This window comes from Mucilaginibacter ginsenosidivorans (assembly GCF_007971025.1).
GTDB classification, from domain to species: Bacteria; Bacteroidota; Bacteroidia; order Sphingobacteriales; family Sphingobacteriaceae; genus Mucilaginibacter; species Mucilaginibacter ginsenosidivorans.
The window spans coordinates 2,418,012-2,434,136 of sequence record NZ_CP042436.1 but is presented as its reverse complement, the minus strand read 5'-3'; the positions used below and the strand labels follow the sequence as shown (position 1 = coordinate 2,434,136).

The window sequence follows — 16,125 nt, the reverse complement described above, 5'->3', positions numbered from 1 at the left end:
ATTTACACGAAACCATCATGGACCCTATTCGTATAAGTACTTTAATAATCAACGGCTTAGGCATTCAAACGGTTTCTTACCCCTGTCATGAAAAAACTTATATCATTCAGCATACTCCTGCTTACAGGCATATCCTCCTTCGCACAAAAATCGACCCTGGCGCTTCACCTGGTCAAGGGTAACACCTATTACATGGTCACTAACACCAATATGGCTGTCAGCCAAACTATCAGCGGCCAGTTTCAGAATATTAATTCCACCATTACGGCAAAAATGGCATTCACGGTAACTGCTGTTATGGATACCGCGTACGCCATGCAGGTTAAGTACGACCGTATAGGCATGCAAATGACACTGCCCGGCGGTACTATAAATTTTGAATCGGACAAAAAGGATCCCAACGACATCTTCTCGGTCATCATGGGTAACATGACCAATAAACCGTTTTCGATCGTAATGTCCAAAACAGGCAAATTACTTTCGATAAGTAATACCGGGGCCTTGTCAAAAGGGCTTTTTGAAGGCGTGACGCAATTATCGGAGGAACAAATGACCCAATTCAGAGAGCAGTTGATGACCTCGTTCGGCCCAAAAGCATTCAAAAGTAATATGGAGATCGGTACGGCAATATTTCCGGATGTGAAGGTAGAGAAAAACGATAAATGGTCTGTGAATACTGATATGCAAACAGCGATGCAAACCAAAATGACCACCACCTTTACTTTGAACGATATTACTGCCAGCGCTTATATGGTGCATGGCGAATCGGTGATCTCGCCGTCAAACAATACCGAATTCACTGAAATGAATGGCATGCCGATGAAATATAACATCAACGGCGTTTCGCAATACGATCTGAAAATTGACCGGGAAAGCGGCTGGATAGCCGAGGCCCGTATAAACCAGGTGATTAAAGGTAACGTCGAGATCAAAGATAACCCCAAACTGCCCGGTGGCATGATCATCCCGATGACGATCACGGACGACCAGACGATCAGCGATAATTAAGTACGGTTTGCTGCTTCCTTCTTCTGGCTAAAAAATGTGTTCATCCTGCGCCGAAACGCATCCATAGTCAATCAGGCAATACCGGCTTCTTCTGCCTGTTTAAGAATTAAGTGAGCAGATAACGATATTATTAATTGGCCCTGGCGAGTTTAGCCTCGCGCGCGGCGTCGAGCGAAATGGTGTTGACCATTACTTCCACTACGTTTTGCTCCAGGTCGGCAACAGTAACGCCCGAAAGCACGAAGCCCGGCGTTTTACTGATGATGCACATCGCAAATTCAAACGAAGCGCCCTGTTTGGTAATGATGTCTACTACTAAATTTGTCCAGTAAGAAGTGTTAACTGTGTTCATGTCCGAAGTCCTCCCTCACGTTTGTCAATATGAATTATTTATACATAGTGAAACGAGGTTCGCGGCCTATAAGTTACAGTTGTTGTGAAAAATAAAGAAGAGAGGAAGGGGAACGCAAAAAGGAGAAAGTTGTGCAAAGGATGCCACTATTGACTGAATCAGAACCTGAGAATAAACAGAATTCTGTAAATTCCAATTCAAATAAAAAAAAATAACTTACCATGCCAAAAATCTATCGACTATCGACTATCGACTATTGACTATCGACTATCGACTATCGACTATCGACTATTGACTATTGACTATTGACCATTGACTACCTACTCCCTATCTTCGTTCCATGTCATTTGAGGAAGCAAAAAAACGTATCGCGGCGTTATCGGCCGAACTAAAGGAACATAGTTACAGGTACTATGTGCTGGCCATGCCATCCATCTCGGATTTTGAGTTTGATAAGCTGCTGGAAGAACTGGTTGCGCTGGAAACACAGTACCCCGAGCTGATAGACCCGGATTCGCCGACGCAAAATGTGGGCGGGTTTATTACGAAGGAGTTTCAGACGGTAAAGCACCGCTGGCCCATGTTATCGCTGGGCAACACCTATAATGAACAGGAACTGGTCGACTTTGATCAGCGCATTAAAAAAGCCATAGGCGATAATTTTGAATACGTATGCGAGCTCAAGTTCGATGGGCTGTCCATGAGCCTGACCTATGACAAGGGCCACCTGGTGCGCGCCGTAACCCGCGGCGATGGTACGCAGGGCGACGAAGTGACCACCAACGTAAAAACCATACGCAGCATACCCAAGCGACTTCACGAAGGCGACTACCCGGATGATTTCGAGATACGCGGCGAGGTATTTATGCACCTGAAAGCATTTGACCGGCTGAACGAGGAGCGCATTGAGAACGGCGAGCCGCCCTATGCCAACCCAAGGAACTTTGCTTCGGGCACCATCAAACTGCAAGATTCGGCCGAAGTAGCCAAACGCCCGCTGGATAGCTTTATGTATTTTTTATATACCGAACGAAGGCTGTTCAGTACCCATTGGGAAAGTTTACAAGCGGTTAAAAGCTGGGGTTTCCCGGTAAACAGTGAGAGCCGGCTTTGCGGTAATATCGAAGAAGTATTGAAATTTATTGGCGACTGGGAAAGCAAACGCTTCGACCTGAGCTATGATATAGATGGCATTGTAATTAAAGTAAACAGCTACGCGCAGCAGGAGGAGCTTGGTTTTACGGCCAAATCGCCACGCTGGGCCATTGCCTACAAATACAAGGCGCAACAGGTGGAAACCGAGTTGCAAAGCGTAAGCTACCAGGTGGGTCGTACCGGTGCGGTAACGCCGGTGGCTAATTTAAAGCCGATATTTTTAGCAGGAACTACGGTCAAACGTGCCACACTGCACAACGCGAATGAGATCATCCGGCTCGATCTGCACGAAGGCGATTGGGTATACGTGGAAAAGGGGGGCGAGATCATCCCTAAGATCATCAGCGTAAACCTGGAGAAACGCAAACCGGGTGCCGCGCCTATCAAATACATTACCAATTGCCCGGTATGCGGCACGGCATTGGAACGCAAGGAAGGCGAAGCGGCGTTTTACTGCCCTAATGATGAAGGCTGCGCCCCACAGATCGTCGGTAAAATGCAGCACTTTACAGGGCGGAAGGTGATGAATATTGACGGGCTGGGCGACGAGACGATAGAGACGCTTTACGAGAAGGGCTTTATCTGCCACATAAGCGATATATACGACCTGCATACCAAAGCCGATCAGCTGAAAACGATGGAGCGCTTTGGCGAGAAATCGATCAACAATATGCTGGATGGGATAGAAAAATCGAAACAGCAGCCGTTTGAAAAGGTGTTGTTTGGCTTAGGCATACGTTATGTTGGCGCTACGGTGGCGAAGAAGCTGGCGATGTATTTCAAGACGATAGATGCTTTAATGGCAGCATCATTTGACGAACTAAACGCCGTGGAAGAGATAGGCGAACGCATAGCCAAAAGCGTGATAGAATATTTTACCGACCCGCAGCACCGGGCTGAAATAGAAAAGCTGCAGGCCCAGGGCCTGCAGTTTACTGCCGAAGAAAAAGAAGTGGTACTGGCCAGCGATAAGCTTTCGGGCAAGACATTTATTATATCCGGGACATTTGCCAAATCGCGCGATGAATTGAAGGACATCATCGAGCAAAACGGTGGCAAGATACTGAGCAGTATATCGGCCAAATTGGATTACCTGGTGGCGGGGGATAATATGGGTCCGGCTAAGCTGGAGAAGGCGACGAAATTGAACATCCCTATAATTAGTGATGAGGAGTTGATGGGGATGCTGGGACACGATTAAGAGATTTGATGGATTTTAAAGATTATATCCATTTGCTTAATCTCAAAATCCTGCTAATCTCAAAAATCATGAAATCGTGTTTTAACACTAATTAACACCTCGCCTCTCGTAACTATTCCCAATTAAACTCATCTTAGCATAAAGTCTGCTGTATATGAGATTTACCTTACCTGCTTTCATTTTTCTATTTATCTGCACAGCTGCATCGGCCCAGGTAACGCTGAGCGGGAAGATCACCGATCAAAGTGGCAATTCGGTTCCCTTTGCAAGTATCTACGTTAAAACCACTACCAAAGGCACTTCGGCAAACAGCGAGGGTGAGTATACACTAAAGCTGCAGCCGGGCAGGTACGAAATTTTATACCGCGCCGTGGGCTATAAGCAGGAAAGCCGCGCCGTCGATCTTAAAACCAATACAGTACTCAATATTACGCTTAATGCCGAGGTATACCAACTAAGCGACGTCACCATCAGCGCTAAAGGCGAGGACCCTGCCTACGCTATTATCCGCAAAGCAGTACGGCGGCGGAAGGCCCACTTAAACGAGATAAAAGCTTATACCTGCGATGTGTATATCAAAGGTTTACAAAAACTTGTTGCCGCACCAAAGAAATTTATGGGTGCAGACATCAATCAAATAGGCCGGGAAATTGGGCTGGACTCCAACCGCAGGGGTATTGTTTACCTGTCCGAATCCCAGTCAAAACTGAGTTATAAATATCCTGGCCAATTACACGAGGAGATGGTATCCTCCAAATTCTCGGGCAGCAACCGCATGTTCAGCTTTAACCGGGCAACTGATGCCAAGGTAAACTTTTACGAAAATTTCCAGGATTGGCAGGGGTTGAGCAACAGGCCGCTCGTTTCGCCGGTGTCGGACAATGCCCTGTTCTACTATAAATATAAACTGATGGGCACCTCTACCGAAAACGGAGTGCTCATTAACAAGATACGTGTTACGCCCAAGCGCGGCCATGATCCCTGTTTCGACGGCTTTATTTATATCATCGACGGCAGCTGGCGCATCTATGCACTCGACCTGTATATTACGAGTCGCGCCAATATCAACTTTGCTGATACGCTGCGCATCAACCAGCAGTTTATGCCAGTCGACTCCAACAGGTGGCTTCAGTCGTCGAACAAGTTCGAATTTAGCGGTGGCCTGTTTGGTTTCAGGCTAAAGGGCTACTTCATATCGGTTTATAAGGATTACGACCTGAACCCAACCTTTAAAAAGCACGAGTTTAACGAATTGCTGAACATCCCCCAAAAAGTCAACAAAAATGACACTGCCTTCTGGAACAGGGAAAGGCCGATACCCCTTACCGAAGAGGAACGCACCGATTACAGGAAAAAGGAAAAGCTGGCGGCGAAAAGGGAAACAAAAGCCTACCTGGATTCATTGGACAAAGCCACTAACAAAGTAACACCAACGGGCCTGGTATTAACCGGCATCAACATCATCGACCGGTATAAGCATGCGTTTTATCACCTTGACCCGCTGGTGACGTCGATACAATACAATACGGTAGAGGGTCCGGTTTTGAATTATGGTTTCAGCTACCGGAAACAGGCAGACAGCAATAGCAGGAAGTTTGTTTCGTTTGGGGCGAAGGTACGGTATGGTTTTTCAAATCATTTATTCAACGCCAGCGCCAATACTACACTGCCCGTGGGCAATTTTTACCTTAATCTTGGCGGAGGAACCGATGTGGTCGACCTGAATAACCACGAGCCGATATCCCCGTTTGTTAATTCAGTTTATACACTGTTCGAGCGCGAAAACTACGAGAAATTATACCAAAAGAAATTCCTGGCCGCATCGCTTTCCGGCAGGATAACCGGCGGATGGCAGGCAAGCGCATCCGTTGAATGGGCCGACAGGAAATGGCTGCCCAATACAAGTGGCTACAGCTTCTTTCACCCCGGCGATCATGCATTTACGTCGAACAACCCTTTGACACAGGCTGTTGATCATCCATTATTTCCGCAAAACCAGTCGTTCAAGGTAACCCTGAGAACCACCTACGATTTCAGCAATAAGTACGAAACTTATCCTTTCGGCCGCAGATATTTGCCATCGGAGTACCCAACCATCGGGTTGACCTTTACCAAAGGCATCAAAAACATCTTTGGCTCCGCGGTGGATTACGACCTGCTTGCGGCTGATATCAGTAAGCAGGACATCAGCCTGGGTATGTACGGGCGTACATCATTCTTCGTCGGCGCGGGTAAATTCCTGAATGCGAACAGCCTGTATTATCCCGACTTTAAACAATTCAGCGGCAACCAGGTAACCTTCTACAAAAGCGGCATCAACAGCTTTTTACTGCTGGATTATTACCAGTTCAGCACACCTGATCAATATATCGAGGCCCATGCAGAGCACAACTTCTCGGGCTTTATTACCAACAAGATACCACTGATACGCAAGCTGAAATTACAGGAGATCGTCGACTTCAATTACCTGTCAACGCCGCAGTTGAAAAACTATATGGAGCTGGGTGTGGGCCTGCAGTATTTTGGTTTCAGGGTAATGTACGGTACGTCGTTCAACAGCGGCAGCAATATTAAGAATGGGTTGAGGGTGGGGGTGAGTTTTTAATCATACTGCCTAACATGCTGCCTTAATATAACATATTGTATATAATCCTAATTTTTTATAAGTTTGTATTACGTTTAATATTGGTATGCTAACAATTAAACATTCAAAAGAAGCGCTGGCATTCTGGACACTTTTTAAAGCGATGAAACCGGAAATTAAAAAGGAGGTGCGGGATATGATGCTGTATGAAACTTCTTTGGATAATGGTAACGAAGTAACCACCGACATGATGACTGCCATATCTCTGGAATCTTTTCAGGAAGTATGGGAAGGCACCGAAAATGAACATTGGGATGATTTTATAAAGGACCGCCTTCAATGTACAAACAAGGGGATGTAATTGCGGTACATTATCCGTTAACCGACAAACCTGCCAAAACCAAACTCCGGCCTGCAATTGTTGTTTCTAATGAGATAAGCAACCAATTGGATAATGATGTCCTGGTTTGCCCGATAACCACAAAAACCCGCGATTCTGAGTTCTCGTATGCTTTAAACAATGACGATCTGTCGCAGTCATTGCCCTACGGTAGTGAAGTGCGGTGCAACAAAATTATGACGATCCGGGTTTGGGAGAAGCAAATTATAGGTAAGATCAGCGAGGTTAATTCTCAAACTTTATCCGGTATCCTTCATTTGATAAAAAGGGTCTTTTGACCGGAGTCTATAGTTCGCAAATCACTCAATATAACGTCAAATCCTCTTTAGCCTTTTCCCAATCAATTAATTCATCGTTCTTGCGGCTTTCGGCAATTAAGGTATCAATAAGATCATGAACATCCTCTTCGTGCTGCTCAATAGTTTTCAAATCGATCACTACTGCCTTTTTGCGGTTATGATGATCTGTCATATAACTTACACCTTCCATGACTTACTTTTTTATAAAATTAAACAAAATTTATAAAAAAACCCTCTTTACCGCTTGCGGTAGAGAGGGTCGACGAGCATAGCAACGTCGGGGTGAATTAAAATACGCGTTTCTTCTATCCCAACAACCCATGTATATAACTGGCGCTATCCTTATACGTATCAAAATTCATTTCGACAAAGAAGTTCTTCACGCCTCCGGTTTTTGCCGCGGCGAAAAACTCCTTCCAATCAATAACACCCTGCCCTACCGGCACCTGTTTTTTATCAGCCGTCCAGTCGGATAAGTGAGCCGAAATAAACCTGCCGGGGTATTTTTTGAAGTAATCGGACCCTTTATAACCTAATTTGATCACCTCTGTCTGGAACTGCATTTTTACCAGGCCGGCGTCAAGCGCACCCAGGATCGCGTCATAAATAAGCTCACCATCCAGCATTTTAAATTCGCCTTCATGGTTGTGCAGGCCGGTTGCCAGGCCTTCGCTTTTTGCCTTAGCGGCAATGGCGTTTAATTCGCCGCAGGCTTTTTTAAAGTCGTCAATGGTTTTTCCCGGCGTTTCCAAACCAGGGGTTACAACCTGCGTCATGCCGAGTGCGTGGGCAAATTCGATGCAATCGCCAAAATTGTTCTTCAGGTTATTCATCCCGAAATGGCAGCTCGGGCACTTCAGCCCGGCATCTTCGATCATCTTTTTCAGATCGGAAGCTTTGACCGATGCCAGTGGTTTAAAGTCATCATACCCGGCGGGGTAACACATTTCTGTATACTGGTAACCCATGCCTGCCATCGTTTTCATGGTGCCGGCAAAATCCCTGGTAACCATATCCCTTATCGGGTAGGTCTGGAAACCGATGGGGTGTTTAACTTTCGCTCTACCATCAGCTTTTAAAAATTCCGGTAGCAACAGCATTGCCCCTGCGCCCATTGTGCTTTGACTTATAAATTTTCTCCTGTTCATTTTCATGAATTTAATAGTTATAAAAACTGCCTATTGTCAGCCTCATCTAAATCCTCTCCAAAGGAGAGGACTTTTAAATTCGAGATAATAGACCCTTCTCCTTTGAAGAACGGTTGGGGTAAGGCTAAATAGTCGCAGGGTCCCAGCCGGTTCTGTAATCGCGTTTCAAATATTTATTGGCGTCAGGTATATTGGTTATCTGCCTGGCGGTTGCATCGTATTTAAGCAAATGGGCCGAACGCAGCGAAGCTGCATAAAAGTTAACTGCTTCGGTAAGGCCCTCAGCTTCGGGGAAACTGCCGGGATATTGGGTACCGGCTTTGCAATTGGTAGCAAACAACGTCAAAGCATCTACCATTTTATTTTGCGCATAAGAATTGATGGCCTGTGTTGGCGCCGATACCGGTTTTTTCTTCTTCGAGAAAAGCCGGGGGTTCTGGATGTTGAAGCCGGACAATATCTTGCCCTTTTCGCCCACAAACATCATCCCTTCTGCAGGTAACTCTTCGTTATTGGCTATCAGTTCGTCGGGCAGTGCGGGGCGTATGCCGCCGTCGTACCATACCAGGTCGACAGCTGGCCGGTCGCCATTTTTCGGGTATTTGAACCGCACCGAACTACCCATCGGGAACGAGAAATCGTTGCGCACCTGGTGGGGAACAACGCCGCTCATGGTTACAAAATGTGTTAAATTTGGTTCAATAACTTCGGGCGAGGTTAATTGCAAGGCATTAAATACCGTCCATAAGCTATAGTGTCCCATATCCGCCATCGACCCTCCGCCGAAATCATACCACCCCCTGAAAAACATGTTGGTATATTCGGGCGAATAGGCGCGGTCAGCTTCAGGGCCAAGCCACAGGTCCCAGTTCAGGCCGTCGGGTACGGGCACGGTTTCCGTTGGCAGCGTCGGAAACTGCGGCCATACCGGGCGGTTGGTCCAGTTATGCACCTCCTTTAACTTACCTATCTTACCCCCGTTTATCCACTCCATCACCTGGTCCATCGAGCCGTTTGAATCCCAGGGAACAAGGTGTGTTACAATATTGGGTTTCTGGCGTGCCAGTTCTATCACCGTCTTCCCTTCCAGCAGCCTGTTAGAAACCGGTTTATGCATCAGCACGTGCTTATTGCGCTTAAGGGCTGCAATAGCAAATAACCCGTGCAGGTGGTCGGGTGTCATTATCTTAACCGCATCAACGTCTTTTTCCTTTTCAAGCAGTTCGCGGTAATCGGCATAAGCGTTGCAGCCTTTAAAATTATCCCCGCCGCGCTTATTGCTGTAATAGGTATCAACAATATCTTTCCCGTTATCCCGCCCGCCGGGGATAGTGTTATCGCCGCCCGGATTCCAGTCGGGTTTGCCAATGGCGTTCCTTATCTCGCTCTTCAATCCGTTCGGCGACCAGTCCCGGTACCCTACCGCATCTTTATTAGGGTCGCAAACGGCCACTACCTGCACATCGTTAACAGCCAGCAAAGGCAGCAACTCCCTGAATCCCTGCGTACCGCAGCCGACATAAGCAAGCGTTAATTTATCACTTGGCGCAACATAGCCATTTCCGCCAAGTACATATCGCGGCACAATACTAAAAGCCAGCGCGCCTGTTGCAGCAGTTTTGATAAATTTCCGGCGATCGATATGCGAAGCGCCATTTTCAGATTTTTCTTCGCCGGAAGGCGGCAGACCATTACCATTTTGAGTAAGCTCTTTTTTCATTTTAGGTGGGTTTATAATTGGTGAGAAGAATAGCAATATTAAAATTGACAGAAAAAAAGGAATATAACAATCTATTTATCGAAAATATGAGGCTGCGCCACAAATCTGTTACATTACCGCAGCTAATTTTTACGGGCCGCTGATAAGGCCTCTTAACTTTAAGGTGCCTGTAAAAAAACAAATTATTATCTTAGCGTCCTTTTTATAACGACCATGAACAAATTTTACGGCACCGGCGTAGCTATGGTAACACCTTTCCAAACAGATGGACAGGTTGATTACAATGCGCTGCGCGATCTCATCAATTATTTAATAGACGGCGGGGTTGAATACCTCGTTTCCCTTGGTACAACCGGCGAAAGCGTTACATTAAGTAAAGATGAGAAAAAGAAGGTGTGGGCCTTTACCGCCGAAGTTAACAATGGCCGCGTCCCGCTGGTTGCGGGTATAGGTGGGAATAATACCTTTGATGTTGTAAACGAAGTAAAAAGTTTCGATACAGCAGGTTACGATGCCATCCTGTCGGCCAGCCCGAACTATAACAAACCTACGCAGGAAGGCATTTACCAGCATTATAAAGCGATAGCCGAAGCATCTCCCCTGCCAATTATTCTATATAACGTACCGAGCCGTACCGGAAGCAACATGTCGGCTGAAACGACGGTGAGGCTTGCCTGTGATTTTAAAAATATCATAGCCATGAAGGAAGCATCGGGTAATTTCGACCAGCTGAACCAGATCATGCGCGACAAGCCGTCAGATTTCCTGCTGATATCCGGCGACGATCCGATCAGTTTACCCATGATCGCATTGGGCGGCGCCGGTGTCATTTCGGTAGTTGGCAACGCATTGCCGCGCCAGTTTTCGGATATGATAAGGCTGTGTTTAAAGGGTGATTTTAAATCAGCCCAAAAAGGGCATTCCTCCGTAATAGATTTTACCCGTATGATGTTTGCCGAAGGCAGCCCAGCGGGTGTAAAAACTGCGTTAAAGGCCCTTGGTGTTTGTGGCGACATCGTACGCCTACCCCTGGTGCAGGTAAGCAGCGCGCTTGCTGACAAGATCGTAAAAGAAACCCAAAAATTAGCCAAATAAAAAGCCCGTAGGGTTAGTACGGGCCTTAAGTGATAAAGTAAAGCTATACTTTATGCTTTGTTTTTTGATTCCTGAATTTCCAGGCGGATCGCTTGAGCTAAGTTTTTAAGATCTTGCATGCCTTTACGAACACGAGTTCCGGCCGCGCTGTTTCCTTTGTTGTAGAATTTGTCAGCATCAGCTTCTAAAGACGCAACAAGGTTTTTTACATCAGTAAATTTTTTCATTTGAGTTACTCCTTTTAAATATTGAGGTTTATTGTTTTAATTAAAGCTAATCTAAATCCTTTTTATTAAAAAAAAAACTTTTAACTATAAAAAATAATGCCTTAGCAGTGGTTTTTTTCCACATTTTGAATATCTACATACCCCGTAGACAATTTTAATATTCAATAATACTTATAACTAAAAAATCATAAGTATTATGCTATTTCAGTATTGAAGAATTAATTATCCAGCAATTAAATATAACACCAATTTTACATTAAATGCATTTAGAGGCATATTAATTTAAAATATTGATTACACCAATAACAAAACAATAGTTATATAACCTGTTTTAATATTTGAGGGTGATTTTGGTGAATTTTGATGATCAATTCGCCAAAAAGCGTATTTGCCCAGGCAAACCACTTGCGTGTAAAGTCGGCCGGATTGTCTTTATTGAACGATTCGTGCATAAAACCGGTGTCAGCATTGGTATTTTTCAGCCATTTAAGGCAGGTTATTATCTCGGCCTCGCTTGTGGAGGTGATGGCACGGATAATAATACTCATTGGCCAGATGTAACCCATGCCCACATGGGGGCCGCCAATACCTTCGGCGGCTTTGCCCCTGAAGAAATATGGATTAGCCGCGCTCAGTACAAATTTACGTGTGCTTTGATAAAGCGGATCGCTCACCTTCATAGCACCCAGGTAAGGCATGGCCAGTAAACTCGGTACATTGGCGTCATCCATAAACAGCTGGTTGCCAAAACCGTCAACTTCGTAAGCCAATATATTACCATAAACGGCGTGGTGGCCTATAGCATATTTTTGCAGGGCGGTATAAACCTCGGTTGCCAGTGCGCGGCATTCTTTTGCCGTAACATGGTCGTGGGCGATGGTCTCAAACATTTCGGCCAGCTGTTTCAGGCTCAATACGGCGAAATAATTGGATGGCACCAGGAACGGGAAAATAGTCGCATCGTCCGACGGCCTGAACATGGAGCAGATCAAGCCAACGGGCCTTACCGGATTGCCATACCCACCGTTCGGCACGGTATCGCTGGCCACTTCGGTCCGGCGTTGAAAGTGATAGGGCCCATGGTTCTTTTTGCGTTGCTGGGTTTTAAAGGTATGCAATATTAATTTTCCGGCATTTTGCCATTCGGCATCAAAAAAACCGCTGTCGCCGCTAATTTTCCAGTAATTATAAGCAAGGCGCACGGGATAGCAAAGCGAGTCGACCTCCCACTTGCGCTCGTGCAGTTCGGGCTTCATATCCGTGTTGTCCTTATCCCATTCGCTGCCGGTGGCCTTTTCGTTAAAGGCATTGGCGTAGGGATCTATCTGTATACATTTACTCTGGCGGTTAAGCACCCCCAGTATCAGCTTCCTTAGCTCCGCGTCGCCTTTGATGAGCGGCAAATACGGCCAAACCTGCGCCGATGAATCGCGCAACCACATCGCGTCTATATCGCCGGTTATCACAAAGGTATCGGGTTTGTTGTCCTTATCTTTAAATTTAACGGTAGTATCCAGCGTGTTAGGATAGCAATTCTCGAACAGCCAGGCTATTTGAGGGTCGCGGATCTCAGCTTTAATACGGGTGATAGTATTTTCGACCGCCGTACTGGTAAACCGGCGCAAATTCGGACTGATGCGCTTACTTTCCAATTGTTGAAAATCGAACCAGTTTGGTTTCAGTCCAATTCCCATTCCGGCGGCGGTAACGCCATTTAATTTTATAAAGTCGCGACGGTTCAGCATAGCAAGGTAAATGTTGGTTGGTGTAAAAATAAAAAAGCCTTTCGTATAACCGAAAGGCTTTTAAAAATGTTTTAAGAAGTTGCTTACACTACCTCCATTTTATTTTCTTTATAATAACCGGCCTTTAATTTCTCACCCATTTCACTGTAAGCATCCAGCGTCCGCTGAACATCTTCCATGCTATGGGCGGCGGTAGGTATTAACCTGAGCAGGATCAGTCCTTTAGGAATAACCGGGTAGATAACGATAGAACAGAATATCCCGTAATGTTCGCGGAAATCGCGGGTTAAGGCGGTTGCCTCATACAGGTCGCCTTCCAAAAATACCGGGGTAACCATAGTATTGGTAACGCCCAGGTTAAAACCGCGTTCCCTTAGACCGGCCTGCAGCGCATTGGTTATTTCCCAAAGCTTCTCGCGCAGTTCAGGTTTCGATTTTAATAGCTCGAAACGTTTTTTAAGGCCCAATACCATTGGCATAGGTAATGCTTTGGCAAATATTTGCGAGCGCATATTGTAACGCAGGTAACCGATCACTTCTTTATCGCCGGCAACAAAAGCGCCTATCCCAGCCATCGACTTGGCAAAGGTGCCGAAATAAACGTCTATACCATCAACACAATCCTGCTCCTCGTGCGTGCCAGCGCCTGTTTTCCCCATAGTACCGAAACCGTGGGCATCGTCTACCAATATCCTGAAATTGAATTTCTTTTTCAGCTCAACAACTTCCTTCAATTTTCCCTGCGCACCCGACATACCGAAAACACCTTCGGTTATCAGCAATATGCCGCCATCGGTTTGCTCAGCCCATTTGGTAGCACGCTCCAGCTGTTTTTCGCAGCTTTCCATATCGTTATGCTGGTATACAAAGCGTTTGCCCATGTGCATGCGCAAACCATCTATGATACAAGCGTGCGACTCGGCATCATAAACAATAACATCGTTACGGTCCACCAATGAATCGATGATCGACACCATACCCTGGTAACCATAGTTAAGCAGGTAAGCGTCCTCCTTGCCGACAAAAGCAGCCAGATCGTTCTCCAGTTCCTCATGGTGTATTGAATTGCCCGACATCATACGCGCGCCCATCGGGTAAGCCAAGCCATAGTCGGCAGCTGCTTTTGCATCAGCTTCGCGAACTTCCGGATGGTTAGCCAGCCCCAGGTAATTGTTCAGGCTCCAAACCAGGTGTTCTTTGCCGTTAAATTGCATATGGGGACCAATTTCACCCTCCAGCTTAGGGTACGAAAAATACCCGTGCGACCACTTTTGATGCTGACCAAGCGGCCCGCCCATTGTTTTCGATATCTTGTCAAACAGATCCAATGTGTTGTCCTTTTTAATGATTAAAATACAAATATAGCCCTAAAACGCCGCTTTGCCAAAGCTTATAACTTTTTATAATAGGTTATAACAGGCTTGCGGTGGCCAATTGTTTCAAATTCGCAGCATACCCATCCAATTTATTGTAAAATGAAAGAGACACATTTTCATGTGCCTCTCCTCATAATTGTTTAGCTATTGGTTATGATCTGCAAATTCATCTCAAATCTCAGTCGACATTATCATGCAGGAATGAGTTATTATTTTTGATCTCTATATTCCCTTCTTCGTCCTGCAAAAGCGAAAACCTTGATACCTGGCTCTCGTCAGACGGTGGCGTTTGCTGCAGGGCTATTTCCTTGCGTTTGTAAGCCGGTACATTCTCCAGTTCCTGTATATTACCGTTACGCAGTTTCATGCTCAGATCTTTCAACCGCATAATACGCTCGCGCGATTTGCGCAGCTGCTCTTCTATCGACTCGTCGGTTTTATGATCGTCCGCGCCAACTACCGGCTCCGGTTCGGGTTCCGGCTCGGGAAAGGTTTCCTTCACGGGCTCAAACTGCATAACCGAGTCGGTGATCTTAAAGGTCATCTCCTCCATCGCTTCGGGTTCGGCAGGGGCAGGCTCTTCAGCCAGGTTATATCTAACGGCTTCTGTATCGGCTGTTTCCTCTTTAGCGCCAAACAGGTCGAATAACCCGGTTTGCTTTTGTGGCTCCTCTTTGGCCTTCATATAAGGCTCGTTTACGGCCGTCTCAACAGGTTTTACGTGGTTTATAAATTCGTTAACCACAGGTTTTACCAGGTTATTGTTTTCGGGCACCAGGTGAGTTACTACCTTCTTGTTGATCTGCTCTTTTTCACGTTCATCTTTGGTTTGGAAACCGGTAGCAATGATAGTTACCGAAAGTTTTTCGCCCAAAGCCTCGTCGCGGCAGTTACCCCAGATCAGGTCGGCTGCCAGGCCGGCTTCTTCCTGTATAAAATCGGTGATCACGCTCACTTCATCCATCGTCACTTCCTGCTCGCCCGAACTGATGTTCAATAGGATATATCTCGCACCTTCAATTTCGTTATCTTTCAATAGCGGCGACAATAAGGCACCCTCTACCGCTTTCAGTGCGCGGTTATCGCCTTCGGCAGATGCGCTGCCCATAATGGCTACGCCGCTGTCCTTCATCACCGTACGCACATCCTTAAAGTCGACGTTGATATAGCCGGGTAAGGTGATGATCTCAGCGATGCCTTTGGCTGCTGTTGTCAATATATTATCAGCCTGTGCAAATGCCGAACCCAGCGTTAGGTTACCAAATACCTGGCGAAGCCTGTCGTTTGAAATTACCAGGAATGAATCGACATACTTTTTCAATTCTTCCAAACCTTCCTCAGCCTGCATTTTACGACGCTTTCCTTCGAATGAGAACGGCGTTGTGATAATACCCACCGTCAGGATATCCATCTCCCGGGCGGCTTTGGCTATGATAGGGCTTGCGCCGGTGCCGGTGCCACCACCCATACCTGCCGTTATGAACAGCATCTTGGTGTTGGAACCCAGCATCAATTTAATATCGTCGATATTTTCAATAGCCGAATTTTTACCCACTTCGGGTATCGAACCTGCTCCCATCCCTTCGGTTAAACTGGCGCCCAACTGTACTTTATTAGGGATCGGGCTCAACTCCAAAGCCTGTGCATCAGTATTACAAATGATGAAATCAACACCTGTGATACCTTGCTTGTACATGTGGTTTACCGCGTTGCCACCGCCGCCGCCAACACCAATTACTTTGATGATGGACGACTTTTCTTTTAACATCTCAAACTGCATATTCCTAATTTTCAGCTAAATGTGAACGACCTATT

14 protein-coding genes are annotated in these 16,125 nt (G+C 46.1%); 6 read left to right on the top strand and 8 right to left on the bottom strand.

Annotated elements, in window-relative coordinates; genetic code table 11:
• The first annotated feature begins 87 nt into the window (after positions 1-87).
• Entirely contained in the window at positions 88-1,008 is a 921-nt protein-coding gene (locus FRZ54_RS11140; protein ID WP_147031684.1) for a DUF6263 family protein, read from the top strand.
• 130 nt (positions 1,009-1,138) lie between these two features.
• Here the strand turns inward: FRZ54_RS11140 and FRZ54_RS11135 are convergent, their stop codons facing one another.
• Positions 1,139-1,360 carry a hypothetical protein gene (locus FRZ54_RS11135; protein WP_147031683.1) on the bottom strand — a complete coding sequence of 74 codons (222 nt, stop codon included), beginning with the start codon at positions 1,358-1,360 and terminating at the stop codon, positions 1,139-1,141.
• A 340-nt stretch (positions 1,361-1,700) separates the two neighbouring features.
• Between FRZ54_RS11135 and ligA the strand changes: the two genes are divergently transcribed.
• The 4 genes from ligA to FRZ54_RS11115 all read left to right on the top strand — a co-directional run bounded on the left by ligA (position 1,701) and on the right by FRZ54_RS11115 (position 6,978).
• Positions 1,701-3,716 (top strand): NAD-dependent DNA ligase LigA, encoded by a 2,016-nt coding sequence (gene ligA / locus FRZ54_RS11130; RefSeq protein WP_147031682.1) that lies wholly within the window; start codon positions 1,701-1,703, stop codon positions 3,714-3,716.
• Positions 3,717-3,870: 154 nt separating this feature from the next.
• Entirely contained in the window at positions 3,871-6,321 is a 2,451-nt protein-coding gene (locus FRZ54_RS11125; protein ID WP_147031681.1) for a DUF5686 and carboxypeptidase regulatory-like domain-containing protein, read from the top strand.
• A gap of 85 nt (positions 6,322-6,406) precedes the next feature.
• Positions 6,407-6,661 carry a hypothetical protein gene (locus FRZ54_RS11120; protein WP_147031680.1) on the top strand — a complete coding sequence of 85 codons (255 nt, stop codon included), beginning with the start codon at positions 6,407-6,409 and terminating at the stop codon, positions 6,659-6,661.
• Positions 6,640-6,978, top strand: coding sequence for a type II toxin-antitoxin system PemK/MazF family toxin (locus tag FRZ54_RS11115; RefSeq protein ID WP_147031679.1), 339 nt, complete (start codon positions 6,640-6,642; stop codon positions 6,976-6,978). The genes FRZ54_RS11120 and FRZ54_RS11115 overlap by 22 nt, the downstream gene beginning before the upstream one ends.
• 25 nt (positions 6,979-7,003) lie before the next feature.
• On the opposite strand, the gene FRZ54_RS11110 is transcribed toward FRZ54_RS11115, so the two are convergent.
• The 3 genes from FRZ54_RS11110 to FRZ54_RS11100 form a co-directional block, all read right to left on the bottom strand.
• The gene (locus tag FRZ54_RS11110) at positions 7,004-7,189 is read right to left on the bottom strand and encodes a hypothetical protein (RefSeq protein ID WP_147031678.1); all 186 of its coding nucleotides are present in this window, start codon (positions 7,187-7,189) and stop codon (positions 7,004-7,006) included.
• 115 nt (positions 7,190-7,304) lie between these two features.
• Positions 7,305-8,147 carry a sugar phosphate isomerase/epimerase family protein gene (locus FRZ54_RS11105; RefSeq protein ID WP_228462690.1) on the bottom strand — a complete coding sequence of 281 codons (843 nt, stop codon included), beginning with the start codon at positions 8,145-8,147 and terminating at the stop codon, positions 7,305-7,307.
• Between the two features lie 124 nt (positions 8,148-8,271).
• Positions 8,272-9,867, bottom strand: a complete 1,596-nt coding sequence (locus tag FRZ54_RS11100; protein ID WP_147031676.1) for a Gfo/Idh/MocA family protein — start codon at positions 9,865-9,867, stop codon at positions 8,272-8,274.
• 213 nt (positions 9,868-10,080) lie between these two features.
• Between FRZ54_RS11100 and dapA the strand changes: the two genes are divergently transcribed.
• Positions 10,081-10,962: a 4-hydroxy-tetrahydrodipicolinate synthase gene (dapA, locus tag FRZ54_RS11095; protein ID WP_147031675.1), complete on the top strand. Its 882-nt coding sequence runs from the start codon at positions 10,081-10,083 to the stop codon at positions 10,960-10,962.
• 50 nt (positions 10,963-11,012) lie between these two features.
• Here the strand turns inward: dapA and FRZ54_RS11090 are convergent, their stop codons facing one another.
• From FRZ54_RS11090 to ftsZ, 4 genes are all read right to left on the bottom strand, one after another.
• Positions 11,013-11,189 carry a histone H1 gene (locus FRZ54_RS11090; RefSeq protein WP_147031674.1) on the bottom strand — a complete coding sequence of 59 codons (177 nt, stop codon included), beginning with the start codon at positions 11,187-11,189 and terminating at the stop codon, positions 11,013-11,015.
• A gap of 317 nt (positions 11,190-11,506) precedes the next feature.
• Complete coding sequence (locus tag FRZ54_RS11085; RefSeq protein WP_147031673.1) at positions 11,507-12,934, bottom strand: glycoside hydrolase family 125 protein; 1,428 nt, start codon at positions 12,932-12,934, stop codon at positions 11,507-11,509.
• An 83-nt stretch (positions 12,935-13,017) separates the two neighbouring features.
• Positions 13,018-14,262 (bottom strand): aminotransferase class I/II-fold pyridoxal phosphate-dependent enzyme, encoded by a 1,245-nt coding sequence (locus tag FRZ54_RS11080; RefSeq protein WP_147031672.1) that lies wholly within the window; start codon positions 14,260-14,262, stop codon positions 13,018-13,020.
• A 226-nt stretch (positions 14,263-14,488) separates the two neighbouring features.
• Complete coding sequence (gene ftsZ / locus FRZ54_RS11075) at positions 14,489-16,090, bottom strand: cell division protein FtsZ (protein WP_147031671.1); 1,602 nt, start codon at positions 16,088-16,090, stop codon at positions 14,489-14,491.
• Positions 16,091-16,125 lie beyond the last annotated feature (35 nt).

Coding starts and splice junctions, on each gene's coding strand:
- FRZ54_RS11090 (WP_147031674.1), bottom strand. CDS start 11,189: ATGAAAAAATTTACTGATGTAAAAAACCTTGTTGCGTCTTTAGAAGCT.
- dapA (WP_147031675.1), top strand. CDS start 10,081: ATGAACAAATTTTACGGCACCGGCGTAGCTATGGTAACACCTTTCCAA.
- FRZ54_RS11105 (WP_228462690.1), bottom strand. CDS start 8,147: ATGAACAGGAGAAAATTTATAAGTCAAAGCACAATGGGCGCAGGGGCA.
- FRZ54_RS11110 (WP_147031678.1), bottom strand. CDS start 7,189: ATGGAAGGTGTAAGTTATATGACAGATCATCATAACCGCAAAAAGGCA.
- FRZ54_RS11135 (WP_147031683.1), bottom strand. CDS start 1,360: ATGAACACAGTTAACACTTCTTACTGGACAAATTTAGTAGTAGACATC.
- ftsZ (WP_147031671.1), bottom strand. CDS start 16,090: ATGCAGTTTGAGATGTTAAAAGAAAAGTCGTCCATCATCAAAGTAATT.
- FRZ54_RS11100 (WP_147031676.1), bottom strand. CDS start 9,867: ATGAAAAAAGAGCTTACTCAAAATGGTAATGGTCTGCCGCCTTCCGGC.
- FRZ54_RS11120 (WP_147031680.1), top strand. CDS start 6,407: ATGCTAACAATTAAACATTCAAAAGAAGCGCTGGCATTCTGGACACTT.
- FRZ54_RS11125 (WP_147031681.1), top strand. CDS start 3,871: ATGAGATTTACCTTACCTGCTTTCATTTTTCTATTTATCTGCACAGCT.
- ligA (WP_147031682.1), top strand. CDS start 1,701: ATGTCATTTGAGGAAGCAAAAAAACGTATCGCGGCGTTATCGGCCGAA.
- FRZ54_RS11085 (WP_147031673.1), bottom strand. CDS start 12,934: ATGCTGAACCGTCGCGACTTTATAAAATTAAATGGCGTTACCGCCGCC.
- FRZ54_RS11115 (WP_147031679.1), top strand. CDS start 6,640: ATGTACAAACAAGGGGATGTAATTGCGGTACATTATCCGTTAACCGAC.
- FRZ54_RS11140 (WP_147031684.1), top strand. CDS start 88: ATGAAAAAACTTATATCATTCAGCATACTCCTGCTTACAGGCATATCC.